At 69.3% G+C, this 25,777-nt stretch carries 17 protein-coding genes and 2 riboswitches; of the genes, 7 read left to right on the top strand and 10 right to left on the bottom strand.

The window, feature by feature from the left end; all coding sequences use genetic code 11:
- Window positions 1–131: 131 nt before the first annotated feature.
- The 8 genes from BIV24_RS09380 to BIV24_RS09345 all read right to left on the bottom strand — a co-directional run bounded on the left by BIV24_RS09380 (window position 132) and on the right by BIV24_RS09345 (window position 9,686).
- Window positions 132–1,604: an ABC transporter ATP-binding protein gene (locus BIV24_RS09380; protein ID WP_071365750.1), complete on the bottom strand. Its 1,473-nt coding sequence runs from the start codon at window positions 1,602–1,604 to the stop codon at window positions 132–134.
- Window positions 1,605–1,618: 14 nt separating this feature from the next.
- A complete protein-coding gene (locus BIV24_RS09375; RefSeq protein WP_071365749.1) occupies window positions 1,619–2,716 on the bottom strand; it encodes an ABC transporter ATP-binding protein in 1,098 nt (365 codons plus the stop codon).
- Window positions 2,713–3,711 carry an ABC transporter permease gene (locus tag BIV24_RS09370; protein WP_071365748.1) on the bottom strand — a complete coding sequence of 333 codons (999 nt, stop codon included), beginning with the start codon at window positions 3,709–3,711 and terminating at the stop codon, window positions 2,713–2,715. Before BIV24_RS09370 ends, BIV24_RS09375 begins: the two co-directional genes overlap by 4 nt.
- Before the next feature lie 110 nt (window positions 3,712–3,821).
- Window positions 3,822–5,621: an ABC transporter substrate-binding protein gene (locus BIV24_RS09365; RefSeq protein ID WP_071365747.1), complete on the bottom strand. Its 1,800-nt coding sequence runs from the start codon at window positions 5,619–5,621 to the stop codon at window positions 3,822–3,824.
- A gap of 68 nt (window positions 5,622–5,689) precedes the next feature.
- A complete protein-coding gene (locus BIV24_RS09360) occupies window positions 5,690–6,697 on the bottom strand; it encodes an ABC transporter permease (RefSeq protein ID WP_071365746.1) in 1,008 nt (335 codons plus the stop codon).
- Window positions 6,698–7,016: 319 nt separating this feature from the next.
- The gene (locus BIV24_RS09355; RefSeq protein ID WP_071365745.1) at window positions 7,017–7,817 is read right to left on the bottom strand and encodes an enhanced serine sensitivity protein SseB C-terminal domain-containing protein; all 801 of its coding nucleotides are present in this window, start codon (window positions 7,815–7,817) and stop codon (window positions 7,017–7,019) included.
- A gap of 276 nt (window positions 7,818–8,093) precedes the next feature.
- Complete coding sequence (locus tag BIV24_RS09350) at window positions 8,094–8,885, bottom strand: enhanced serine sensitivity protein SseB (RefSeq protein WP_071365744.1); 792 nt, start codon at window positions 8,883–8,885, stop codon at window positions 8,094–8,096.
- A gap of 108 nt (window positions 8,886–8,993) precedes the next feature.
- Entirely contained in the window at window positions 8,994–9,686 is a 693-nt protein-coding gene (locus tag BIV24_RS09345; RefSeq protein ID WP_071365809.1) for an AAA family ATPase, read from the bottom strand.
- 166 nt (window positions 9,687–9,852) lie between these two features.
- Window positions 9,853–9,953: riboswitch (glycine riboswitch) on the top strand.
- Window positions 9,954–10,064: riboswitch (glycine riboswitch) on the top strand.
- Between the two features lie 69 nt (window positions 10,065–10,133).
- On the opposite strand from BIV24_RS09345, the gene gcvT reads away from it, so the two are divergent.
- From gcvT to BIV24_RS09325, 4 genes are all read left to right on the top strand, one after another.
- Complete coding sequence (gene gcvT, locus BIV24_RS09340) at window positions 10,134–11,252, top strand: glycine cleavage system aminomethyltransferase GcvT (protein WP_071365743.1); 1,119 nt, start codon at window positions 10,134–10,136, stop codon at window positions 11,250–11,252.
- Between the two features lie 106 nt (window positions 11,253–11,358).
- Window positions 11,359–11,736, top strand: coding sequence for a glycine cleavage system protein GcvH (gene gcvH / locus BIV24_RS09335; RefSeq protein WP_071365742.1), 378 nt, complete (start codon window positions 11,359–11,361; stop codon window positions 11,734–11,736).
- A gap of 15 nt (window positions 11,737–11,751) precedes the next feature.
- Window positions 11,752–13,014, top strand: coding sequence for a serine hydroxymethyltransferase (glyA, locus tag BIV24_RS09330; protein ID WP_071365741.1), 1,263 nt, complete (start codon window positions 11,752–11,754; stop codon window positions 13,012–13,014).
- A gap of 90 nt (window positions 13,015–13,104) precedes the next feature.
- On the top strand, window positions 13,105–14,472 hold the full coding sequence (locus tag BIV24_RS09325; protein WP_071365740.1) for an L-serine ammonia-lyase: 1,368 nt from the start codon (window positions 13,105–13,107) through the stop codon (window positions 14,470–14,472).
- A 301-nt stretch (window positions 14,473–14,773) separates the two neighbouring features.
- Here BIV24_RS09325 and BIV24_RS09320 read toward each other — a convergent pair whose 3' ends face one another.
- Complete coding sequence (locus BIV24_RS09320) at window positions 14,774–15,967, bottom strand: cytochrome P450 (RefSeq protein WP_071365739.1); 1,194 nt, start codon at window positions 15,965–15,967, stop codon at window positions 14,774–14,776.
- A complete protein-coding gene (locus tag BIV24_RS09315) occupies window positions 15,964–19,026 on the bottom strand; it encodes an amino acid adenylation domain-containing protein (protein WP_245766721.1) in 3,063 nt (1,020 codons plus the stop codon). The genes BIV24_RS09320 and BIV24_RS09315 overlap by 4 nt, the downstream gene beginning before the upstream one ends.
- A 620-nt stretch (window positions 19,027–19,646) precedes the next feature.
- Between BIV24_RS09315 and BIV24_RS09310 the strand changes: the two genes are divergently transcribed.
- The 3 genes from BIV24_RS09310 (at window position 19,647) to BIV24_RS09300 (ending at window position 25,399) form a co-directional block, all read left to right on the top strand.
- Window positions 19,647–22,631, top strand: a complete 2,985-nt coding sequence (locus tag BIV24_RS09310) for a type I polyketide synthase (protein ID WP_071365738.1) — start codon at window positions 19,647–19,649, stop codon at window positions 22,629–22,631.
- A gap of 90 nt (window positions 22,632–22,721) precedes the next feature.
- Window positions 22,722–24,665 (top strand): non-ribosomal peptide synthetase, encoded by a 1,944-nt coding sequence (locus BIV24_RS09305; protein WP_245766719.1) that lies wholly within the window; start codon window positions 22,722–22,724, stop codon window positions 24,663–24,665.
- Window positions 24,662–25,399, top strand: a complete 738-nt coding sequence (locus tag BIV24_RS09300; RefSeq protein WP_071365737.1) for a thioesterase II family protein — start codon at window positions 24,662–24,664, stop codon at window positions 25,397–25,399. Before BIV24_RS09305 ends, BIV24_RS09300 begins: the two co-directional genes overlap by 4 nt.
- Window positions 25,400–25,777: the final 378 nt, after the last annotated feature.

Here is a 25,777-nt window from a genome sequence, read left to right as displayed (position 1 = left end):
CCACAGGGTGTGCACCTTACAAAGCAAGGCGAAGGCATCGAATGACCGGGATTGCGCAGTAGACAGCAAAAAGAAGGAGGCCGTCGCGGTGGCGACGGCCTCCTTCCCTGTCGAACGGTGACTCCTGACGGTCAGGACTCGGAGGAACCGGAGGACTCGGGCTCCTCGGAGGATCCGGATGCCTCGGCCGTCTCCTCGGAAGCGGCACCCTTGCCCTCGGACGCGGCACCCTTGCCCTCGGACGCGGCGGGCTTCCCGGCCGCAGCCGCGCCCTTGCCCTCGGACGCGGCGGGCTTCCCGGCCGCAGCCGCGCCCTTGCCCTCAGAAGCGGCGGGCTTCCCGGCCGCAGCCGCGCCCTTGCCCTCAGAAGCGGCGGGCTTCCCGGCCGCAGCCGCGCCCTTGCCCTCAGAAGCGGCGGGCTTCTCCTCGGAAGCGGCGGCTTCCGCCTCCGCCTCCACCTCGGCCGCGACCGCCGCCGACGTCTCCGCCGACTGCGCCAGAACCTCGTCCGCCACCAACTCGGCCGCCTTCTTCGCGGCCGACAGCAGAACCGTGTCCTGCGGTGCCTGGTCCTCGAAGTTCTCCGGGTGGTGGCAGGCGACCCGCTGACCGGGCCTGAGCTCCTTGAGCTGCGGCTCGGTCGTCTTGCAGATCTCCGTCGCCTTCCAGCACCGGGTGTGGAAGCGGCAGCCGCTCGGCGGGGCGATCGGCGAGGGGACGTCGCCCCTGAGCAGGATGCGGTCGCTCTTGGCGTTCTTCCGCCTCGGGTCCGGGATCGGCACCGCCGACATCAGCGCCTTGGTGTACGGGTGCATCGGCGCCTTGTAGAGCGACTCGCGGTCGGCCAGCTCCATGATCTTGCCGAGGTACATCACCGCGATCCGGTCCGAGACGTGCCGGACGACCGAGAGGTCGTGCGCGATGATCACGTACGTCAGGCCCAGTTCCTCCTGGAGGTCGTCCATGAGGTTGACGACCTGCGCCTGGATCGACACGTCCAGCGCGGAGACCGGCTCGTCGGCCACGACCAGCTTCGGCTTGAGCGCGAGCGCGCGGGCGATGCCGATGCGCTGGCGCTGGCCGCCGGAGAACTCGTGCGGGTAGCGGTTGTAGTGCTCGGGGTTGAGACCCACGACCGACAGCAGCCGCTGCACTTCCTTCTTGATCCCGCCCTCGGGCGTGACGCCCTGGAGCCGGAAGGGAGCGCCGACGATGGTGCCGATGGTGTGGCGCGGGTTCAGCGACGAGTACGGGTCCTGGAAGATCATCTGCACATCGCGGCGCAGCGGACGCATGCCGCCGACGCCGAGGTGCGTGATGTCCTTGCCCTGGAACTCCACCGTGCCACCGGTCGGTTCGAGCAGCCGGGTGATCAGCCGGCCCATGGTCGACTTGCCGCAGCCGGACTCGCCGACGACTCCGAGGGTCTCACCGGCCCTGACCTCGAAGTCGAGACCGTCGACCGCACGCACCGAACCGACCTGCCGCTGCAGCAGGCCCTTCTTGATCGGGAAGTGCTTCTGCAGGCCGGTCACCTTCAGCAGGACCTCGCCCGGAGCGGCGTCCTTGGTGGCGGCACCATCGCTCTGCGCGGGAATGGTCACAGCTTTGTCCTCGCTCACAGCTTGGGCGCAATCTCTTCGGTCCAGATCCGCTCCCGCTCCTCCTGCGACATGTGGCAGGCGGCCCAGTGCCGGCCACCGACCTCGGTCAGCTCGGGGCGGACCGTGCGGGTGACGTTGTCCTTGGGGACGTCGGCGTACGGGCAGCGCGGGTTGAAGGCGCAGCCGGACGGGATGTTGATCAGCGAGGGCGGGGAGCCCTTGACCGGGATCAGGCGTTCCTGCTGCTCGCGGTCCAGGCGCGGCATCGAACCGAGCAGGCCCCAGGTGTAGGGATGCCGGGGCTCGTAGAACACCTTCTCGGCCGGGCCCCGCTCCACACAGCGCCCGCCGTACATCACCAGGATGTCGTCGGCCAGTTCGGCGACGACGCCCAGGTCGTGGGTGATGACGATGACCGCTGAGCCGAACTCCTTCTGCAGATCCCGGATGAGGTCGAGGATCTGCGCCTGGACGGTCACGTCGAGGGCGGTGGTCGGCTCGTCCGCGATCAGCAGTTCGGGGTTGTTCACCAGCGACATCGCGATCATCGCGCGCTGGCGCATACCGCCCGAGAACTCGTGCGGGTAGCTGTCCACGCGCTTGTCCGGCTGCGGGATGCCCACCCGTTCGAGCATCTCGATCGCCCGCTTGCGGGCGGTCTTCTTGTCGACGTTGTGGTGGATGCGGTACGCCTCCACGATCTGCGCGCCGATCGTGTAGTACGGGTGAAGCGCGGACAGCGGATCCTGGAAGATCATCGCCATCTCACGGCCGCGCATCTTGCGCACGTGGTCGGGGTCGGCGGACAGCAGCTCGGTGCCGTTCAGCCAGATCTCGCCGGAGATCTGCGCCTTGCGCTTGCCGTACTGGCCGGCGGTGTGCAGACCCATGATGCCGAGCGAGGTGACGGACTTACCGGAGCCCGACTCGCCCACGATGCCGAGGGTCTTGCCCTTCTCCAGCTGGAAGCTGAGCCCGTCGACCGACTTGACCAGGCCGTCGTCGGTCGGGAAGTGCACCTTGAGGTCGCGCACTTCGAGGAAGGAGGAGGGAGCGGGCGAGGCAACGGAAGGCTCGTTGATCGCGGCCTCGCTCTTGCTGAGTTCGGTCATGAGAGCCTCACTCGGGGGTCGATCACGGCGTACAGGATGTCCACCACGAGGTTGGCGATGAGCACGGCGAGGGACGTGATCAGGACGACGCCCAGAATGAAGGGCAGGTCCTGGTTCTTGATCGCGTCGAGGACCTTCTGGCCCAGGCCGGGCAGGCTGAAGGTGGTCTCGGTCAGCACCGCACCACCGATCAGCGCGCCGAGGTCCATGCCGAGCATCGTGAGGATGGGCGTCATCGTCGAGCGCATGGCGTGCTTGCCGATGACGACCTGCTCGCGCAGGCCCTTGGCGCGGGCGGTACGGATGTAGTCCTCGCCGAGGATCTCCAGCATGGTGGCGCGGGTGATCCGGGCGTACATCGCCGCGTAGAGGAAGGCCAGGGTGATCCAGGGGAGGATCATGCCGCCGAGCCAGCCGGTGAAGCTGTGGCCGATGGGCACGTACTCAGCCTTGATCCATTTCAGACCGAAGCTGAAGATCGCCAGCGAGAGCAGACCGGTGAAGTAGATGGGCAGCGAGACACCGCTGAGGGCGACGACCATCGCACCGCGGTCCCACAGGCTGCCCCGCTTGAGGGCGGAGAGCACGCCTGCCGCGACGCCGAAGACCAGCCACAGGACGGCCGCACCGAGCGCGAGACCCAGGGTCACCGGGAAGCGGTCGGTCAGCACCGGCCAGACAGCCTGCTCGCTCTTGAACGAGTAGCCGAAGCACGGCGCGGAGCAGTGGACGACGTCGCCGCCGGACGAGTAGGTGCGGCCGGCGAAGATGCCCTTGAAGAACATCCAGACCTGGGTGTAGATCGGTTCGCTCAGGCCCAGCTTCTCCCGCACCCCCTCGACGGAGGCAGGGTCGGCCTGCTTGCCCACAAAGCTCAGGGCGATGTCGACGCCCGCCCACTTGGGGATGAGGAAGAAGATGCTGAAGATCACCAGGATGACGACCACAAGCATCACTGCGGCGGCGAACAGCCGCCTGATGAGGTAAGCGAGCACAGCTTACGGCCCGCCGCGGACCGCGGACCGCCGGAGATCTTCCGGCGGTCCGCAGTCACGCTGCGCCGGCCTTCACCTGCCTTTCGTGCCGTTCGGCGGGTGTGCCGGGGTTACTTCGTTGACTTCAGGCCGAGGTTGACGAAGTCGTACTGACCGCTGTACGCGTTGGTCGTGTAGACGTTCGCCAGACGGTCACCGCGCCAGTTGACGAACCGCTCGTAGACGAAGGGCAGGTAGTAGCCGCCCTCCATGACCTTGTGGTCGATCTGCGTGGCGATCTCGGTCTGCTTCGACTCTTCCGTCGCCTTGGTGTAGTCGCTGAACAGCTTGTCGATCGACTTGTCCTTGATCATGGCGAAGTTGTTGTTGCCGCTGTCAAGGATGTACTTGCTGTTCCAGATCGGCAGACCGTAGCCCTGGACGGACGGGAAGTCCGGGCCCCAGCCCATGATGATGATGCCGTAGTTCTTCTTGTGCACGTTCGAGGGGCTACCGATGACACCGGCAGTCTGCGAACCGTCGAACTGGTCGATCTGGGCGTCGATGCCGACCTTCTTCAGCGACGCCTGCAGCGACTGGGCGGTGGCCACCTCGACCGGCTTGTTGTTACGGACGGCGATGGTGGTGCTGAAGCCGTCCGGCTTGCCGCAGGCCTTCAGTTCTTCCTTGGCCTTGTCGACGTTGCCGTTCTTGTTCGCGCCGGCGCTCTCGTACGGGTCGTACTTCTGGCCCTCGGAGCCCGGCACGGACGGCGGCAGCATGTTGGTGGCGATGTCGCCACCGGCGACCGGGCCACCGCGCGCGGTCTGCAGGGACACGTGGTCCGCGCCGTAGATCGCGGCGTTGCGGCAGTGGATGTTGTCGAACGGCTTGACGTTCTGCGGGAACACCGCGTAGCGGATGAAGCCGGAGACCGGGTTGTCCAGGTTGGCCTTGTGCTGCTTCAGGGCCACGGTGCGGCCCTGGGGCGACATGCCGGTCTGGTTGAGGTCCAGGTCGTACTCGCCGGCGATCAGGCGCTGGTCCATGACGTTGGCGTTGGTGAAGAACTTGATGCTGACCGTGTCCGGGTACGCCTTGCGGAACGGGTCCGAGGACTGCTTCCAGGCGTCGTTGCGGACCAGCTTCAGGTCCTTGCCCGGGCTGTACGAGTCGAACTTGTACGGACCGGAGGAGAACGGGTGCAGCATGTACTTGGACTTGGTGTCCTTGTCCTGGCGGACCGGGGACGCCGAGGGCAGCGCGATCATCTGCAGGAAGTCCGAGTTGGCCTCGGGCAGGTGGAAGACGACCGTCTTCTCGTCGGGCGTGTCGATCGCGCTCAGGCCCAGGTGCTCCTTGTCGGAGTCCTTGTACGGGCCCTTGTACTTGCCCTTGGGGTCGAGCACGTCCCTGAGGTAGACCGGGCCGCCGGAGAGGACGTCCTGGGCCCACATGCGCTCGATGCCGTACTTGACGTCCTTGGAGGTGATCGGCTTGCCGTCCTCCCAGGTGATGCCGTCACGCAGGGTGAAGGTGTACGTCTTCTTGTCGGCCGAGAGCTTGCCCATGTCGGTGGCGAGGTCGGGCTGCAGCTCGGCGCCCTCCTTGCCCGGCACGTTCTTGTAGGTGACCAGCTGACGGCTGTAGTAGCGCATGAAGTTCCACGCCATGCCGTAGTAACCGCGCGTGGTGTCCCACGAGTCGGCGTCCTGCGCGCTCGCGAACTTCAGCTCGCCGCCCTTCTTGGCCAGCGAGGCCTGGGCGACCTTGTTGTTGGCGGCGTCGAAGCCGGCCGCGCCGGTCTTCGAACCGCCGTCGCTCTTGTTGTCGTCGCCTCCGCCGCACGCCGCGGTGGTCAGCAGCGCAGCGACCACGGCGGCAGCGGCCATGGCCTGCTTACGCCGCCCTGAGGTGCGTTGGGTAGTCACGATCTCGGATCCTCCGGATAGATGAGAGACCCCGTGCGTATGCCACGGGTCGCTGGGGGTACGGCAGTTCAGCGGGAGCCCTTGGGGTCCAGCGCGTCGCGCACGCCGTCACCGAAGAGGTTGAAGGCAAGCACGGTGATGAAGATCGCCACGCCCGGGATCACCATGTACATGGGGTCCGAGTCGTAGTAGTCGATCGCGTTCGAGAGCATCTGGCCCCAAGAGGCCGTGGGCGGCTTGACGCCCACACCCAGGAAGCTGAGCGCAGCCTCGGTGAGGATGTTGGTGGGGATCATCATCGTCGTGTACACGATGATGGGTGCCACGAGGTTCGGCAGCAGTTCCTTGAAGAGGATGTACAAGCGCCCGGCGCCCAGCGAACGGGACGCCTCGACATACTCGCGCTCGCGCATCGAGAGCGTCTGACTGCGCACCACGCGTCCGATGTAGGGCCAGCCGAAGAAGCCGATGACCAGGATCATCACGAACACGCGCACGCCCGTGCCCGTCAGGCCCAGCAGCTCGTTCGGCATGACGGTGACCAGCGCGATGATGAAGAGCAGCTGCGGGAAGGCCAGCAGACCGTCCATCACCCGGCTGATGACGGAGTCCACCCAGCCGCCGAAGAAGCCGGCGAGGATACCCAGCACGGTGCCGAGGACCACCGCGACCAGCGCGGAGAGGAAACCCACGAGCAGCGAGATCTGCGAACCGTAGACGATGCGGGCGAAGATGTCGCGGCCGTTGACCGGCTCGACACCGAGGAGGTGGTCTCCGCTGATGCCGCCGAGGGATCCCTTGGGCGTTCCGAAGAGCGCGTCGATCATGTCCTCGTGGTACGCGTCGGGGTCCTGGCCGACCAGGTTGGTGATCACCGGGGCGAGGACCGCGACCAGAACCAGCACGAGAACGACGATGCCGCCCGTCAGGGCGAGCTTGTCCCGCTTGAGCCGCTCCCAGGCGATCCGTCCCAGGGAACGTCCCTGTACGGCCTTCGCGTCGGCGCTGACTTCGGCCGCTTCCTCGGCAGCACTCGGGGCCGCGTCCGCGGCCGGCTCGCGCAATGGTGCCGTCATCTGGCAGGGCCCCTCTCAACCGGCGGTGACCGGCACGCACTTGCCGCTTGTAGCGGCATGAATCGATCCGTCGTACAAAGGGGCGAACCCCTTGAAGGGGGAGTCTTCAACGCCTTGACGATCCACTGCCAGGCTTGACCGTGAATGGATGCCTAACCGTGATGCAGGCTGGTGGGATCCGTTATCCGAACAGTGGGTAACGGGGGGCGGACATACGCCAATTGGGACACATCAGATGAGGCAGGGACCTTCCCCATCATCTATGCGCGAAGACGGCTCCGTGTGCTCTGCCTGGTCGGCAAGAGGAGTTGACGGTATGTCAGTGGGCGCCGTGCAGCGGCGGATAGCCGTAGCCGCCCGCGGCCGGGGCCTGGGCCTGGGCCACGTGGGCGTCTCGGTCGTAGAAGGGACGGGCATTGGCGCGCAGCCACATCGCGACCGGGTCGTACGCGTCGGACATCGCGACCGTCGACACGGGCAGCCCCTCGGGAACGGCGACGACGGACTGCTGCATCATCGCGCGCACCGAGTCGACGGCGGGCGGCGAAGTGTCGTACACGTCCAGGCCGATCGCCAGGTATGGCGCGCCCAGTGCGGGCTGCACCCAGGCACGGCGCAGGGAGCGCACGGCGGGCGTACGGTGTGCGTTCTGTGCGAGGAGGGCGTAGAACTGCGGGATATCGATGGCCGGTTCGGTGAGCCGCAGCGGTCCGGCGGGCTGGCGCTCCAGGCCCGTGGCGATGCGGCGCAGATCGAGCCAGGGGATGCCGACGCCGCCGCCCGGCGCATGCGGGTTCAGCCACAGGCCGTAGTGGTCCGAGTAGAGGGTGCGGGCCACGTCGAGGCCGTCGACCACCTCGTAGGAGCGGTTCCAGCCGCTGGCGGAGAGTTCCTGGGCGGAGGTGACGCAGGGCGCGTAGGCGTGGCCGTCCACCTCCATGTTCCCGTACTGGGCGTCGGGTGAGCCGGCCTGGCCGTGCCACAGCAGCATCCAGACCTGGCCGGACGTCGGGGTCGCGAGCGCGCGAAGCAGCGCCTCGTAGGCGTCGTAACGCCCGGGCGTCACCTGGCGCAGCATGTGCTCGACCTGCCCGGCCGCGGCCGTGCCCGACGCACTCACCCTCTACCGCTCCTTCACGACACATCTGACAACCCGACGGAGGTCTCCGGTGCGTTGCGCACGGACTCCAGCCGCGCCGCCCCGATCGGGTCATTCTCCCTCGTCCGGGAGGCATTGCGCCCCATCGCCGCGTCGCCGCGACCCGGATCCCGACCGGATCCCGGCCAAAGGGGAGCGTCTCCCGTCCGGCCCATGTAACCAGGTTAGGGCGCCATCCTGACAGCGACTTGACACGTGCCGCCCCTCGTCACTCCGCGCGCCGCGACGGCGGACGGTTCAGTAACCGTGCTGGTAGAACGGCCGCACGCGCTCGCGCAGCCACTCCCCCACCGGGTCCTGGGCCACGTCGAGGAACACCATGTTCACGGGCGTCTCCACCGGCACCTTGCCCAGCGCCCGGCCGAGCGCTTCCAGGGCGAGGGAGTGCATGTCGGCCTCCTGGGAGGAGAGTTCGACGCCGACGAACATCACGGGGTCGGCGGTCTCGACCGCCGCCAGGCAGCGGCGCGCGGTGAGCACCACGCCGATCTCCGCGAACTCGGCCGACGCGGCGGCGAGGAAGTCCACCGGATCGTCCTTCCAGTCGGGCTCGAAGAGGCGGACACGGCCGCCGCTCACGGGTCCGTCCAGCTCGGAGCGCCCGGCCCGGCACAGCTCGGCCACCGCGTCGGGCGGCAGCGGCACACCGACCACACCGTCCGGGTTGAGAGCGATGCCGGCCTGCGGGGGCAGCCCGCGGGCGAACTCGGCGGCGGGCGCGATCGCGTACGACATATGACTGCCGACGACCTGGCGGAACTGCTCCTCCGAGCTGAAGACGGGAACGTACACCTGCCCCTCGATCTCCAGCGTGGGCAGGTCGAGGGGGCCGCTGTCGGGTCCGCCGCCGTTCGGCAGCGGCACCCAGACGAAGCTGCGGCCGAGGACCTCCACGATCCGGGCCGCGGCCGAAGGGACGCCGAGCGAGGCGGAGAGCACCTCCTCCAGCTCGTTGCCCGGCCATCCGCCGTGCGGATGGGGGTGCGTCTGCGCCGGGAAGTCCGCGGGAAGGTCCGCCGGGAAGTCCATCTGCCTACCGCCTGCCGTAAACCACTGTTCCGGTTGAAGAGGCTAACCGCTGTGCGCGTGCACCCTGCCGCCGGTGGACGGCGCTGCTGCGGGCCGACCACCCGGCGCTCAGGGCGCCGGGTTCTCCTCGGGCGCGAAGTCGATCCGGCGCAGCACGTCCGCCGCGTCCCGGTCGAGCAGAATCGCCGAGCCGCAACCGCCCGGCAGGTCGCCTCGCTCGATGGCGTGCAGCAGGCGGTGGTTGGCCCTGCGGTGCCGCCGGAACGCGTACCGCGAGACGCCGCGGCCGCGCTCGTGCTGCCCTGCCAGGGCGGTGTCCGGGGTGACGTCGAGCAAGAGCAGATGGAGCGTGCCGCCGCGGCGGCGGGCCTCGCGGGCCAGCCAGGTGCGCACCCAGGCCTGCGTACCGCAGTCGTGCACGACGACTCCGGTGCCGGCGCGCAGGGCCCGGCGCAGCCCGGCGTAGTGGGCGAGGCGGACCAGCGGGCGGTAGAACGCGTGGGGGAGGAAGCGGGCCAGGCGCGCGTCCCAGCGGTCGCGGGTGTCCTGGGAGTCGACGCGGGCGCCCGGTACGGCGCGCCGCATGAGCGTGGACTTGCCGCTGCCGGGCAGACCCGTGACCACGACGAGGTCGCGGGCGGCGAAGGTCAGCCCGCGTGGGCTGCGGCCCGCACGGTCGCGCAGGTCGCGGACCACGGCCGCCCGCAGCGGCCCGCAGGCGTCGCACGTCGGGGCTCCGGGCTGCTCGGGCACCGCGACGCCCGTGGTCGTCGCGTACACCGTGGTGGTCTTCACCGTGATCGCCCTCCCTTGGTCAGGAAGTCCTGTCCCCGTCGAATGTAAAGAGAAGGTAATGTCGATGTCTCGCATTTCTGTGCGCGTAGCGCTACGGACCGGTTACAGATGCGGCCTGCCGTGATCGCGCGGCGCATGCGATGATGTGCGCGCCAACTGCATACCGGCCGCTTGAATCCGCGCGGGAGAGTTCCGGGTACGCACATGCGTCCGGGCGCCGAAGGAGCAAGTCCCTCCCTTGAATCTCTCAGGCCCCGATACCGCGCGGGCGAGGCACATCTGAAAAGCGAGCCGCCGGCCAGCGGCTCCACCCAAGGTGCAAGCCGTGACCCCGCTCGCGACGTCATGGCGAACCTCTCAGGTCCCGATGACAGATGGGGAGGAACGACCTCGTCCTCCCCTACGCTCGGCTTCGCTCGCGCGGGGGACCCCACAGCCTTGGGAGCAGCACCGATGAGCAGTAGCCCCCTGCGCCGCACGGCGCTCGACGCCCTGCACCGTTCACTCGGCGCGACGATGACCGACTTCGCCGGCTGGGACATGCCGCTGCGGTACGGCTCCGAGCGTGACGAGCACGTCGCCGTCCGTACGAAGGTGGGCCTCTTCGACCTCTCCCACATGGGGGAGATCGCCGTGACCGGCCCCCAGGCGGACCGCCTCCTCAACTACGCGCTCGTCGGCGACCTCGCCTCCGTGGGCGTCGGCCGGGCCCGCTACACGATGATCTGCCAGGAGGACGGCGGCATCCTCGACGACCTGATCGTGTACCGGCTGCGGGAGCAGGAGTACATGGTCGTGGCCAACGCCTCCAACGCCCAGGTGGTGCTCGACGCGCTCGTGGAGCGTTCCGCCGGCTTCGACGCCGAGGTGCGCGACGACCGGGACGCCTACGCGCTGATCGCCGTCCAGGGCCCCGAGTCCTCCGGCATCCTCAAGTCCCTGACCGACGCCGACCTGGACGGCCTGAAGTACTACGCGGGTCTGCCCGGCACGGTCGCCGGCGTCCCCGCGCTCATCGCGCGCACCGGGTACACCGGCGAGGACGGCTTCGAGCTGTTCGTGGCCCCCTCCGACGCCGAGAAGCTGTGGCAGGCGCTGACCGAGGCGGGCGCGCCCGCGGGCCTCATCCCCTGCGGGCTGTCCTGCCGGGACACGCTGCGCCTGGAGGCGGGCATGCCGCTGTACGGGCACGAGCTGGGCACGTCGCTGACGCCGTTCGACGCCGGGCTCGGCCGGGTCGTGAAGTTCGCCAAGGAGGGCGACTTCGTGGGGCGGGAGGCGCTGCAGGAGGCCGCCGCCCGGGCCGAGGAGAACCCGCCGCGCGTCCTGGTCGGCCTGGTCGCCGAGGGCCGGCGCGTGCCGCGGGCCGGGTACGCGGTCGTCGTCGGCGGCGAACCGGTCGGCGAGGTCACCTCCGGCGCCCCCTCCCCCACGCTGGGCAAGCCGATCGCGATGGCGTACGTCGACGCCGCGCATGCGGCGCCGGGCACGACCGGGGTCGGCGTGGACATCCGGGGCAACCACGAGCCGTACGAGGTCGTGGCGCTGCCGTTCTACCGGCGCCAGAAGTAGACACTGCGCGGACCGGACGTGACACCGCACGCGTCCGGCCGCTCACGCAGCGTCTCCAGCAGTCCCCATTCACCAGCACTTCCCCGCGTACAGGAGAATTCAGGCCATGAGCAACCCCCAGCAGCTGCGCTACAGCAAGGAGCACGAGTGGCTGTCGGCCGCCGAGGACGGCGTCTCGACGGTCGGCATCACGGAGCACGCGGCCAACGCGCTCGGCGATGTCGTGTTCGTCCAGCTCCCGGAGGTCGGTGACACGGTGACCGCGGGCGAGACCTGCGGCGAACTGGAGTCGACCAAGTCGGTCAGCGACCTCTACTGCCCGGTCACCGGCGAGGTCACCGAGATCAACCAGGACGTGGTGGACGACCCGTCGCTGGTGAACTCCGCCCCGTTCGAGGGCGGCTGGCTGTTCAAGGTACGTGTCGCCGAGGAGCCGGCCGACCTTCTCTCCGCCGACGAGTACGACGCGCACATCGCCGGCTGAGGAGTCGTAGGAAACATGTCGTCTCTGAACACACCCCTGCACGAGCTCGACCCGGACATCGCCGCCGCCGTCGACGCCGAACTGCACCGTCAGCAGTCCACCCTCGAGATGATCGCCTCGGAGAACTTCGCCCCGGTCGCGGTCATGGAGGCCCAGGGCTCGGTCCTCACCAACAAGTACGCCGAGGGCTACCCGGGCCGCCGCTACTACGGCGGCTGTGAGCACGTCGACGTCGCCGAGCAGATCGCGATCGACCGGGTCAAGGAGCTGTTCGGCGCCGAGTACGCCAATGTGCAGCCGCACTCGGGCGCCTCCGCCAACCAGGCCGCGCTGTTCGCCCTGGCCCAGCCCGGCGACACCATCCTCGGACTGGACCTGGCGCACGGCGGCCACCTGACGCACGGAATGCGGCTGAACTTCTCCGGCAAGCAGTTCGACGTGGTCGCCTACCACGTGGACGACGCCGGTCTGGTCGACATGGCCGAGGTCGAGCGGCTGGCCAAGGAGCACCGGCCGAAGGTGATCATCGCGGGCTGGTCGGCATACCCGCGGCAGCTGGACTTCGCCGAGTTCCGCCGGATCGCGGACGAGGTCGAGGCGTACCTGTGGGTCGACATGGCCCACTTCGCGGGTCTCGTCGCGGCCGGTCTCCACCCGAACCCGGTCCCGCACGCGGACGTGGTCACCTCCACCACCCACAAGACGCTGGGCGGCCCGCGCGGCGGCATCATCCTGGCGAGGAAGGACTTCGCCAAGAAGCTGAACTCGTCCGTCTTCCCGGGCTTCCAGGGCGGTCCCCTGGAGCACGTGATCGCGGCCAAGGCGGTCTCCTTCAAGGTCGCCGCCTCGGACGAGTTCAAGGAGCGCCAGCGCCGTACCCTCGAAGGTGCGACGATCCTCGCCGAGCGGCTGACGGCGCCGGACGCCCGCGAGGCCGGCGTGAACGTGCTGTCCGGCGGCACGGACGTGCACCTCGTCCTGGTCGACCTGCGCGACTCCGAGCTGGACGGCCAGCAGGCCGAGGACCGCCTGCACGAGGTCGGCATCACGGTCAACCGCAATGCGGTCCCGAACGACCCGCGCCCCCCGATGGTCACGTCGGGTCTCAGGATCGGCACGCCGGCCCTGGCGACCCGCGGCTTCACGGCCGAGGACTTCGCCGAGGTCGCGGACGTCATCGCCGAGGCGCTGAAGCCGTCCTACGACGCGGAGGCCCTGAAGGCCCGGGTGAAGGCCCTGGCCGACAAGCACCCGCTGTACCCCGGCCTGAAGAAGTAGTTCAACCCTTCGGGGCACCGCGCACACCCCGCGTGCACGCATCGTGAGCGCGGTGCCCCTCCCGGCACCACCCCGTATTGAGGAGTCTTTGTGGCCGTCTCGGTCTTCGACCTGTTCTCGATCGGCATCGGCCCGTCAAGCTCTCACACGGTCGGCCCGATGCGCGCGGCGCGCATGTTCGCCCGCCGGTTGCGTAATGAGGAGCTGATGGGGTCCGTGGCCTCGGTGCGCGCCGAGCTGTACGGCTCGCTGGGCGCGACCGGGCACGGCCACGGCACGCCGAAGGCCGTGCTGCTCGGCCTGGAGGGCGCCTCGCCGCGAACGGTGAACGTGGAGACGGCGGACAGCCGGGTGGAGGCGATCAAGGAGTCGGGCCGGATCCGCCTCTTCGATGAGCACGAGATCGCGTTCGACTTCGACGCGGACATGATCCTGCACCGCCGTAAGGCGCTCCCGTACCACGCGAACGGCATGACGCTGTGGGCGTACGGCGCCGACCGGGCCGAGCTGCTGTCGAAGACGTACTACTCGGTGGGCGGCGGCTTCGTCGTCGACGAGGAGGCGGTGGGCGAGGACCGCATCAAGCTGGACGACACGATCCTGAAGTACCCCTTCCGCACGGGCGACGAACTGCTGCGCCTGACGAAGGAGACGGGTCTGTCGATCTCCTCGCTGATGCTGGAGAACGAGCTGGCCTGGCGCACGGAGGACGAGATCCGCGAGGGCCTGCTGGAGATCTGGCAGGTCATGCGGGCGTGTGTGGCGCGGGGCATGTCCCGGGAGGGCATCCTGCCCGGCGGCCTGAAGGTGCGCCGCCGCGCGGCCGTCACCGCGCGCCAGCTGCGCGCCGAGGGCGACCCGGCGGCCCGCGCCATGGAATGGATCACGCTCTACGCGATGGCCGTGAACGAGGAGAACGCGGCCGGCGGCCGCGTGGTCACGGCCCCGACCAACGGCGCCGCGGGCATCATCCCGGCGGTTCTGCACTACTACATCAACTTCGTGCCCGGCGCGGACGAGGACGGGGTGGTCCGCTTCCTGCTCGCCGCGGGCGCGATCGGCATGCTCTTCAAGGAGAACGCGTCGATCTCCGGCGCGGAGGTCGGCTGCCAGGGCGAGGTCGGCTCGGCCTGCTCGATGGCAGCGGGCGCGCTCGCGGAGGTGCTGGGTGGCACCCCCGAGCAGGTGGAGAACGCGGCCGAGATCGGCATGGAGCACAACCTCGGCCTGACCTGCGACCCGGTCGGCGGTCTGGTCCAGATCCCGTGCATCGAGCGCAACGGCATGGCGGCGGTGAAGGCGGTCACGGCGGCACGGATGGCGATGCGCGGCGACGGTTCGCACATGGTCTCGCTGGACAAGGTCATCAAGACGATGAAGGAGACCGGCGCGGACATGTCCGTGAAGTACAAGGAGACGGCTCGGGGCGGGCTGGCGGTCAACATCATCGAGTGCTGAGGGGCGGGCCCTGACCTGCGCTTCATGTCCTTCAGCGCTGTCAGGGCCTTCCCTTCCTACGCGGCAAGAAGTCCCCGAAAGGTCCCTGGGACAGACTTGAAGTCCCCGGGATGTCCCCGTCGAAAGCCGTCATCAGGGTGGGCCCCGGCGGCCTCAGGGCCGCCCCTGCGGGTTGGAACCTCACGTCCCGGTTTCCAGGTGTCCTGGATCAGGGGGAAGCTGCATCGACCGGACACGCCCCGAACCGGAACACCCCCCAAGGACTCACTCCACCTGACAACGCCCGGCGGCCGCCTGACCCTCAGCGCCCCCGCGCGACGAGGCGCACGGTGGCGTACGCCGGTCCGTTCACCGTGATCGAGCGCAGCGGCTCCATGTCTCCGGCAGGTTCGATGACGGCGACCAGGTCCACGAGTGTCTCCAGGAGCATCCGCATCTGGTGGCGGGCCATGGTGCTCCCGATGCAGACGTGCTCGCCCGTGCCCAGGGCCAGATGGCGATTGGGCTGTCGGCCGAGGTCGAACCGGTCGGGTTCCGTGAACACCGACTCGTCACGGTTGGCCGAGGGGATCCACAGCACGACGCGGTCCCCGGCCGCGATGCGCCGGCCTTGGACGACCGTGTCCACGGTGGCTGTCCGCATGCTGTGCGTGGCGCTGCTCGTCCACCGAAGCACCTCCTCCACTGCGGTCCTGACGAGCCCGCCGTCACGCTCCCGTACCAGCCGCTGCCACTGCTGCGGATGCGAGCCGAGGGCGAGAACTCCCGCGGCGATCGACAGACCGGCGTTCTCCGACGCTCCGACGAGGTTCTCGACGCCCAGCAGGATCTCGGTCTCGGTCAGCAGATCGCCCTGCACCTCGTTGTTGACGAACATGCCCATCGCGTCGTCCGCGGGGATCTCCATCCGCGCGTACATCATGTCGATGAAATAGCGCATCAGCGGAACGTGGCTGGTGAGGGGTTTGCCGGACTCGAACGCCTCCGTGCTCCACCGCAGCAGCTGCTCGCGGTCGTCCGGCTCCACGCCGAGCAGCCTGGCGATGTTGTGGCTGGAGAGCCGGGCCCCGATGTCGTGGACCACGTCGCAGGTGCCCTTCTCGACGGCGCGGGTCACCACCGAGCGGATCTCGGCGCGCATCTCGGCCGCCAGGGAACGGGCGCACCGTTCGCTGAACCGGTCGGCCACCTGCCCGCGCAGGGCACGGTGCCTGGGCGCATCGGTCAGGGCCATGGTCAGACCGCTGCCGGGATCCTCCCCTAGAGCGGTCGGGCGCAGCAGAACGCCCTGCCCCGAGCTGAAGACGGCCGGATTCTGGTACGCGTGCCGGATGTCGTCGTACCGGGTGAGGGACCAGAAGCCCGGTAGGTCGCCAGGCTCGTGCCAGTGCACGGGGGCGTGCTGTCGCATCCAGCGCCACAGCTGGTGCACCTCCCCGGAGGCGTGCCGTTCCGGGTCGTCGAGGTCGGCAGGGGTGCACGCGGATACAGTCACGACGCAGCTCCCGCGGCGATCAGGGCAAGACGGTCATGGAAACCCTTGAGCAGCGTCAGTGCGGTGGCCTCGACGACGGCCTCGCGCCGGAACGAGAGCACCGCGTCGAGCGCGCCGTCCTCGTCCGGCCACACCTCGAGGTGCAGCTCCAGGGGGAGGGCGGCGTACGGCTGGCGCAGATGCGTGGCGGCGACGCCAGGCAGGTCGAGCCGGGGTGGAGTGTTGTCCTGCAGGGCGAAGAGGGACTGAAACACCGGCGGCCGCCCGGGCGTTGCCGGCCCGAGGCCCTGTGTGAGGTCGGCGAAGGGGACTTCGCCGCGGCCGAAGGCCTGGTGGACCAGTCGGCCGACCTCCCGGATGCCGTCCCTGCCGCCGCCCACCGCATCGCCGCGCAGTCGCACCGGCACCATATTGATGAGGCAGCCGATGGCCTGCTCCAGCTCCGGGACGGTGCGCTCGGCGACGGGCACGCCCACCGCGAAGTCCCGCTGCCCGCAGACCTCGGCCATGGTGTCCGCCCAGGCCGACAGGAGCACCACGAAAAGGCTTCCGCCGAGCGAGGCGCCCTGCGCGTCGAGACGGGCCGTCAGCGCCGCGGGAACCGTCACGGAGAGATGTCCGGTTCCGGTCTCTCCCGGGTCGGGCCGTTCCGGCCAGCGGATCGAGGGGACGTCCTGGAACTCCGCCAGTATCCGCTCCAACCGCGCCGCCGAGTCCGTCACGGTCGTGGCCGCCGTCATCAGCCGGGCCCGCTCGGCCAAGGTGGGCGGGGCGGGGTGTGGCGCACGTCCGGCATAGGCATCGGAGAGGGCACGGGCAAGGACTGATTCCGACCGGCCGTCGAAGGCGATGTGGTGGACCAGCAGCCCGAACAGCCAGCCCCCCGTCTCGGTCACCGGCACCAGCGCAGTGCGCCACAGATCGGCGTCCTGAGGTTCGAGGGGCTCGTCGAAGAGCTGCCGCAGCGCGCCGACCGCATCGTCCATGGTCGGCTGGGCGACCAGGAGCTCCAGGGGCGGGGCGGGGATGTCGGTGACCTCGGCGTGGGGAGTGGGATCCACGCGGAAAGCCGTACGCAGCACGTCGTGCCGCTCGTGGACGGCGGCGATGGCTGCCTCCAGGGCGCCCTGGTCCAGTCGGCCGTCCAGGTGCCACGTCATCAGGCAGTATCCGGAGCGGTCCTGCGGCGCCGTCAGGTGGCGGGTGAGGAAGACCAACTCCATGGCGGTCAGCGGGATGTCGCCGGTAAACGCCGGCACGGCATCCGTGCTCGGCGCCGACCGGAGCCAGGATCCCAGTTCTTCGGCCGACGACTGCTCGTACAGGACCGACAGGGGTACAGGCCGCCCCACCCGCTTGACGATGCGTGTACAGGCACGGGCGGCTTGCAGTGAGGACCCTCCCAACTCGAAGAACGGCGTGTGCGGTGGGACGGTTTGGCTGCCCAGTACGACGGCGAACTCCTCGGCGACCAGACGGACCAACGGGTCGTCGACGGGGCCGTGGCCGTTCTCGTCGGACGCCTCGGGCACGTACGCCAGCAGGGCACGGTCGTCCAGCTTGCCGGTGCCGGTCAGCGGGAAGGAGTCGACAAAGACCACGGCGACGGGGCGTTGGTACGCGGGCAGGTGCTCGGCGAGGACCGCCGGCACGTCCGGCGGTGCACCGCCGGACCGGCTCGGCACGCAGAAGGCCACCAGTTCGAGGACGCCGTCGAGTTCCGTGCGGCGTGGGACCACGCGGCAGGCGGCCACGTACGGGACCAGGCGCTCGATCTGCCGCTCCACCTCGGCCGGTTCGACGCGGTGGCCCCGGATCTTCACCTGCCGGTCGATCCGCCCGCGGTACTCGAGGATCCCGTCCTCGTCCCGGATGCCCAGGTCCCCGGTGCGGTACAGCCGGACCTGCTTGCCGTCGATGTCGATGTGCGTGAACTTCTCGGCGGTGAGGGCCGGTTCACCGAGGTAGCCGAGGGCCAGGCCGTCGCCCGCGATGCAGATCTCCCCCGGCTCGCCGGTCGCGCAGTGGCGGTTGCCGTGAAGGACGAAGACGGAGGTGCCGGGTACCGGCCGGCCCAACGGGATGCCGCCGTCCCGGGTGCAGTCCGCGGGGGTGATGCGGTGCGTGGTGGCGAACACCGTGCTCTCGGTCGGACCGTAGCCATTGATCAGGGCAGTATCGGGGAACCGGTCGAGGAAGCGGCTCACGTGCCGCTCGGACAGGCGTTCACCGCCGATCATGACTTGGTACAGGCCGCTCAGCGCCGTCAGGTCCTCATCGACGATCAGGTTGAACAAGCTGCTGGTCAGCCACGCAGTGTTCACTCCGTGGCCCGCTGTCACCCCGCGCAGGGCCTCGGCCGTCAGGAACGGCTCATCGATCAGGACGCAGGTGCCGCCGTTGTACAGGGCGGACCAGAGTTCGAGGGAGAACGCGTCCCAAGGCAGCGCCACCGCAAGGGGGATGACCGTATCCCGGTCGAATCGCGCGAAGGTGCCCTCCCGGAACAGCCGTGCCGTCGCCCGATGCGGAGTGACAACCCCTTTTGGCTGTCCGGTGGTGCCCGAAGTGAAGAACACAGAGCATGCGTCGGAGCCCCGTACCGTCACCGCGGGGCGGGCCGGGCTTTCCCCCGTACCACCCTCGTCCGGTGTCCACAGCGGCGCGGACAGGTTGGCGACCAGGCCTGGCCGGGTGACGACGAGAGGCGGCCGGAGCTGGTCGATCACCGCCTCGAGCCGGGTGGGCGGCCAGTCCGCATCGAGCAACGCGTAGGCGGCGCCGAGCTTGAGAACGGCCAGCAGTGTGACGATCAGGTCGACGGAGCGCGGCAGCAGAATCGGGACAAGATGCCCCTGCTGGATACCGGCGGCGGCAAGTTGTCGGGCAAATTGCTCGGCGAGGGCGTCCAATTCGCCGTACGAAACCCGTGCGTCCGGGGCCAGGAGGGCTGTGTGCCGCGGCCGAGCGTGGGCTTGCGCGGCGAAGACGTCGTGCAGTCCTTCTCCCGGTGCGCCCTCAGTAACTTCTGTGGCCCACAAGGTACTCGACTGCAGCACGTCGACTCCCTTCGGATTCCGAGAAAATAAGGAAGGATGGAGTGCAACATCAAGAGCTTGTGATGCTGCCACACATAACCGCATCGTGCCAGCCTCCTATTTCACAAAAGGGGTTTGGAGCCAATATCAGTGATTTTGGCTGTTTTCCGGCTGGTGGAGCTGGTTCTGGTTGGTCCGACCAGCTGAATCGTTGGGGTGTCCGGTCGTGGTGGGCTGTGGTGCTCGGCTCGATTGAGGGCCCAGGTGGACATCTTGTGTTTGATCACGCGGGGGCCGGGAGCGCAGTCGCCGCGGAGGCAACGGTCGTTCGGGGATCTCACGCAGCCTCTGGGTGAGCGCCCGGGCGAGTCGGGAGGGGGAACGCAAAGCGCCGCCTGCCCGGTGACGTGGCGGCAGACGATGATCAGGATGGGGGTGAAGGAGATCCGGTCCGGGTCGTGTCTGCCTTTCAGGACGGCTTGGTGTATCAGGTCCCGCAGCGCGTGGTGGACTAGCAGAAACACAAAGATCTCCTGCTCTGCAGTGAACTGTGCCATTATCACAGGGCGCTCCGAGGAAACACCTATGGCCGCTCACATGCCACCAGCGCGGCATCGGATGACATATCCATTTCCAACGGAATGACGGGAGACGTTGTGACGAGTCGGGATCGCTCCTTGGACATCGCAGTCACTGGCATGGCAGCGCGATTCCCCGGCCCCCGTGATCTCGACTCCTGGTGGGATTCCCAGCTCCACGGGAACGTGCACAGCAAGCGGTACACGCAGGAGGAACTACTTGCTGCTGGAGTTCCCGCCACGTTGGCCGCCGACCCGGACTACGTACCCGTACGCTGCTGTCTCGACGACTGGGACCGCTTCGACCACGACTTCTTCCAGATCCGCAAGCGCGAGGCCGAGCTGATGGACCCGCAGCACCGCTGGATGCTGGAGGTGGCCTGGAACGCGCTTGCGGACGCGGGGGTCGCGCCCCACGACGACACGGCGGTGACCAGTGTCTACGCGTCCATGACGGGCAGCGGCTACATGCGCGCGATGGTCCGCGGCACAAACTCCGATCCGGGCCTGCTGGACGATCTGATCCACGGCAGCGAGCCGGACTTCATGGCGAGCCGTATCGCGTACAAACTCGGGTTGAAGGGGCCTGCCTTCGCAGTCCAGACGGCGTGCTCCTCCTCGCTGGTGGCCGTCCATCTGGCAGTGCAGTCCCTGCTCAGCGGCGACTGCGACCAGGCCCTGGTGGTGGGAGCCGGGTTCGACTACCCCCAGGCGGGTTATCTGCACACGCCGGGCGGAGTGCTGTCCGCCGCGGGTGTGTGCCGGACGTTCGACCGGGAGGCGGACGGGGTGATCCCCGGGTCCGGTGCGGGTGCCGTAGTGCTGCGCCGGCTGTCGGACATCACCGAGGACGACCCCGAGCCGTACGGTGTCATCCTGGGCTCCGCGATCAACAACGACGGGAATGCGAAAGCCGGTTACTACGCGCCTTCCGCCGCAGGGCAGGAACGCGTCATCGGCGCTGCCCTGAACGCGGCCGAGGCCGACGGCGGGTCCATCGGTTATCTGGAGGCCCACGGCACCGGCACCCGCATCGGCGATCCGATCGAGTGGGCCGCGGCCGCCACCGCGCTGCGCAGGGCCGGAGCCCGGCCGGGCAGCGTGGCCGTGGGTGCCCTGAAGGCCAGCGTCGGCCATCTCGACGCCGCCGCGGGGGTCGCCGCACTGATCAGGGCACTGCTCGTGGTGCGCAACGGCATGATCCCGCCCGTCGCGGGATTCACCGAGCGCAATCCGCTGCTCGAGACCGAGAACTGCCCGCTGTACATACCTACCGAGGTCGTCCCGTGGACCGGTGAGCTTCCGCGGCGCGCCGGCGTGAGCGCCTTCGGCATCGGCGGCACCAACGCGCACGTCCTGATCGAGCAGGCGCCGCCGCGGGAACGGGCCGCTTTGGAGGCACAGGCTTCGCGCGAGCGCCTGGTCCTGCTGTCCGCGGCGGATCCCGAGGCGCTCGACCGCATGGCCGACGATCTGGCGGCCCATCTCCAGTCGCACGACCCGGATCTCGGCGAGGTCTGCGCCACCCTGGCCAACGGCCGCCTGGCCCTGAGCGAACGCCTCGCGATCACCGGCCGGACGAGTGCCGAGGTCGCCGAGGGTCTCGCCGCCCGGTCCTGGGTGTCCCGGGGCACCACGCCCGGGACGGGCCCCGCCCCGGTGGTCTTCCTCTTCCCGGGCGGGGGTGCCCAGCGCCCCGGCATGGCCGAGCCGTTCACCGCTCTTCCCGGGTTCCGCCGGGCGCTCGACCGGTGCCTCGCGGCCTTCGCCGCCCTGCAGGCGGAGCGGCTGCGGCAGGCGCTGTACGACCCGCACTTCCCTGCCGCCGAGCTGAACCGGCCCGCGCTGGCCCAGCCGGCCCTCTTCGCAGTCGGCTACGCGGCGGCAACAGCCCTCCAGGACCTGGGGGTCCAGCCGGCCGCAGTCTGCGGGCACAGCTCCGGCGAGATCACCGCGGCCACTGTCGCCGGAGTCTTCGGCCTGGAGGACGCAGCCATGTTCATCACGGCGCGCGGCCGGTCCATGCAGGACTGCCCGGAGGGCGCGATGCTGGCCATCGGCACGGACGTGAAGTCGGCTGTGGCACTCGCCGAGGAGTGGGGTCTCAAGCTCGACGTGGCCGCGATCAACGGCCCGGACTCCTGCGTGCTGGGCGGGCCGGCCGACGAGGTCGACGAGTATCAAAGGCGCCTCGGCAACACGTTCTTCGTACGACGCCTGCGCTACAGCCACGCGGGCCACTCCCGACTGATCGAGCCCGCGCTGCCCGCGCTCGCCGAGGCGATGGCCCGGATCGAACTCCGGCCAGCGACCCTGCCGATCGCGCTCAACGTCTCCGGCCGGGTCGTCACAGCCGGCACCGAACTCCCCCGCCACATGTTTGTGACGCAGGTCCGGCAGTCCGTGCTGTTCGGCGCCGCGCTCGACGCGCTGGCCTCGCACCTGCCGGGCGCCTCGGCCGTGGAGATCGGTCCTGGGCGTCCCCTCTCACCGATGGCGGAGGCGGCCGGAATCCCCACGGTCGCCTTGGACCAGATCAAGGACGCGTCGCAGTCCACAGCGCTCAGTGGCGTCGGCGCCCTGTGGACCCTGGGTCAGCCGGTCACACCGGCCGACCTTACCGGCGACGACCGCAGGACCAGGCTGCCCGGCTACCCCTTCGCGGGACCTTCCTCAGTGGCCCCGGAGGCACTGACGGCCCCTGAGGCGCTCGCCCGGCCCGCGCCGGGCCCGAAGCGCCCCCCGGCTCCCACGCCGCTGCCCGAGCAGCCGGAACCCAGGGACCCGGCCCCGGTCGACCCGGCGGAGGGAGTGATCCGGATCTGGGCGGAACTGCTCGGCCGTGACGACATCCCGGCGGACGCCGACTTCTTCGCCCAGGGCGGCGACTCCCTGCTGATCACCCGGCTCATCCGCAGAGTGAACAGCGAGTTCGGGATCCGCGTCCCGGTACGCGAGATGCTGGCCCAGCGAACGCTGAGTGGGCATGTCGCAGTGGTCCGCCGGATCCGTGGCGAAGCGGATGCGGCACCCGCCGACACCTCATGAGGTCCCCCACTCCACATTCCCTTCTCACGCCGGTCCGGGATCCCACTGAACAACTTTGAGGAGTTTCTCTTCATGTCGGCCTCACAACGCGTGAATTCCACTCTGTCCAGACCGAAGGACAGCGCCGGAGCAACACCGGAGGCGACCGCCTCGATCATCGGCGAAGCGTTACCGGAAGCCCCCTTCGTTCCCGTTCACGAAGCGGTGGCCCAGCTGGCCACCGACCGCCCCACGGCGATCGCCGTGCGATGCGGCAACGTCGCCGTCACCTACGGCGAGTTGGTCTCCTGGGCCAGGCAGTTGTCCCACCGCCTCGCCGCAGCCGGGGTCGGTGCCGGAGACCGGGTCGCCCTCCTGGCCGAGCCCTCCGCCGCAATGATCGCGTCCGTGCTCGGCATCCTCGGCGCGGGCGCCGCCTATGTGCCCATCGATCTCACCCAGCCGACTGCCCGGTTCGCGACGATCCTCCAGGACGCGCAGGTGAAGACCGTTGTGGCAACGGCGCACACCCAGCCTCGAGCGGCCGAATCCCCGATACCCGTCGTAACGGTCGCGAACGCCCCGGACGCCGCATCCTCCGACTCCTTCGCCGCCGCGGCCGGCCCGGAAGATCCGACGTACTTCATCTACACCTCGGGCAGTACGGGCGAGCCCAAGGGCGTCATCGTCGGGCACCGCAATCTCGCCGCGTCGACGCAGGCCCGCCTCATGGTCTACCCGGGCACCCCGACGTTCCTGCTGCTGTCCCCGCTGGCCTTCGACTCATCGGTCGCCGGTATATGGGGGACGCTCCTCGCGGGCGGCTGCCTGGTCGTGGCGTCCGCGGACGAACTGCGCGACGCCGAACAGCTGGTCTCCCTCGTCAGCCGCCATCGCGTGGACCGCATCCTGTGCGTGCCCACGCTGTACGGGCTGCTGCTCGATGCCGCCGAACGCGCCGGGACGGCGCCACTGGCCTCGCTGCGGCAGGTGATCGTGGCGGGCGAAGCCCTGCCGCAGCCCCTGGCCGACCGGCACTTCGCGGTGCACTCTCCCGGGGTGGATCTGGTCAACGAGTACGGCCCGACCGAGGCGACCGTGTGGGCCAGTTTCCACCGCCTCACCGAGATCGGACCGGTCAGCATCGGCGGCCCGGTCCCAGGTGCCCGGCTCTACGTACTCGACGGCGACCTCAAGGCCGCACCACTGGGTGTGGAAGGCGAGTTGTTCATCGGCGGGGCCGGGGTGACACACGGCTACTTCGGCCGCCCCGAGGCCACGGCGGCGGCCTTCCTCGACGACCCCTTCGCCCCCGAACCCGGCGCACGCATGTACCGGACCGGTGACATCGTGCGCTGGAACGCCGAGCACCGGCTGGACTTCATCGGCCGGAAGGACGACCAGATCAAGGTCCGCGGCCACCGCGTCGAGCCCGGTGCGGTCGAGGAGACGCTGCGCCTGCTGGCCGGCGTCCAGGAAGCGGTCGTTCTGCCCGACGCACAGGGAACCGGCCTGATCGGCTTCGTCGCCTCGGCGAAGGATGCGGACCCGGTCTCACTGCGCCGCGCCCTCGCGGAGAAGCTGCCCCCGGTGATGGTGCCGGGCGAACTGCGGGTGCTACCGGAGCTGCCGCGCAACCTCAACGGAAAACTCGACCGCGCGCTGCTGCGGACGCTCGCCGCGGAGCCGCCCGCCTCCCGGCCCGCGGTCGCGGCCCCGTCCGTCACCGGCGACGCGCTCACCGCCCAGGTGGCGGCCGCCTGGTCGGAGGTCCTTGGTGTGACCAAGGTGCCATTGGACGTCAACTTCTTCGATCTCGGGGGCCATTCGCTGGCCGTGTTCAAGTTGCAGGATGCGCTGGAGCGGCACTGCGGGCTGCGGCCGACGATCGTCTCCCTGTTCCAGGAATCCACCGTGTCGGCACAGGCCACGTTCATCCGCACCAGTCGTGAGCAGGGGGAGAACACGGGAGCGGCCGGCTCCGCCGAAGCCGGCCGCAGGGCCCGTACGGCCAGACTTCGCCAGCAGCGCGCACGCAGGGGAGCCGGACAGTGACCACGTACACCTCGCGCTGGCTCGTGTGCGACACCGCCCGGCCCGACGCGCGTATCCGTCTGGTGTGCTTCCCGCACGCCGGCGGGTCGGCTTCGTTCTACCGCGCCTGGGGCCAGTCGCTGACCACGCTGGAGGTGCACGCCGTCCAGTACCCGGGGCGCGCCGACCGCTTGGACGAGGAACCCCCGACCGACCTCGTCCGGCTCGCCACCGATATCGCCGACGCGCTGGAACCGCTGGCGGATCTCCCGCTGGCCTTCTTCGGGCACAGCTTGGGCGCTCCCGTGGCCCTGGAGACGGCGCGGGCTCTGCAGCACCGAGGCATCCGCATCGAGCACCTCTTCGCCTCCGGCTCCCGTGACGCCCCGCTGCCCGCCCTCACCGGACCCGAGGAAGACCCCGACCAACTGCTCGCGGACTTGGTCAAGATGGGCGGCACCGACGCGGAGATGGCGGCCGACCCGATCTTCCAGGAGGTGGTCATGCCGTATCTGATCGCCGACGGCCGAATGTTCCACAGCTACACCATGGCGCCCGAGCCGCTGCTCAGCTGTCCGGTCACCACCATTGTCGGCGACCAGGACGACGACACGGACCTCCGCCCCTGGAGCGCGCTGAGCACGACCCCCGTCCAGGAGGCCGGCTTCTCCGGGAACCACTTCTACCTCATCGACAACCCTCCGTACGCCCTGCTGGAGAAGACCCTCTCCGCCCCGCGAACCGACTCCTGTTGAACTCCACGGCCCCGGTGGTGCAACCGGCACAACACTCGTAACCGACCTCCTCTGCAGGCCGGCTGACACCCCCTATACGACGTGCACACCTCAACGACCATCTCCCCGCACACGGTCCGTGCATGGTGAGTGGCCCGCGCGCTGCGCACCAGCACACCGCCTAGACCTGCAATACGTCTTGACGCACGCGTACGGATCGAAATCCGGTCCGATCTCCGCCGCCTCGCTCGATGCGGGGCGGCGAGTTCGCGGCAGTCGAAGGGCTCCTGCACCGAGCAACGGCAGCAGCTCTGAGAGGAACATCAGGCTGAAGCGGCCCTGGCGGGGCGCGGGTCGCAACCGCGTGATCTAGTGCTGCTCCGCGTTAGTTCGTGGAGG

It is taken from the genome of Streptomyces colonosanans, from assembly GCF_001866645.1.
Lineage (GTDB): Bacteria > Actinomycetota > Actinomycetes > Streptomycetales > Streptomycetaceae > Streptomyces > Streptomyces colonosanans.
The sequence above is the reverse complement of the archived record's forward strand: the minus strand, read 5'-3'. Positions and strand labels throughout refer to the sequence as shown.

Excerpts from the sequence above, each read along its gene's own strand:
- BIV24_RS09375 (WP_071365749.1), bottom strand. The coding sequence starts at position 2,716 with ATGACCGAACTCAGCAAGAGCGAGGCCGCGATCAACGAGCCTTCCGTT.
- gcvT (WP_071365743.1), top strand. The coding sequence starts at position 10,134 with ATGAGCAGTAGCCCCCTGCGCCGCACGGCGCTCGACGCCCTGCACCGT.
- BIV24_RS09360 (WP_071365746.1), bottom strand. The coding sequence starts at position 6,697 with ATGACGGCACCATTGCGCGAGCCGGCCGCGGACGCGGCCCCGAGTGCT.
- gcvH (WP_071365742.1), top strand. The coding sequence starts at position 11,359 with ATGAGCAACCCCCAGCAGCTGCGCTACAGCAAGGAGCACGAGTGGCTG.
- BIV24_RS09310 (WP_071365738.1), top strand. The coding sequence starts at position 19,647 with ATGACGGGAGACGTTGTGACGAGTCGGGATCGCTCCTTGGACATCGCA.
- BIV24_RS09350 (WP_071365744.1), bottom strand. The coding sequence starts at position 8,885 with ATGGACTTCCCGGCGGACCTTCCCGCGGACTTCCCGGCGCAGACGCAC.
- glyA (WP_071365741.1), top strand. The coding sequence starts at position 11,752 with ATGTCGTCTCTGAACACACCCCTGCACGAGCTCGACCCGGACATCGCC.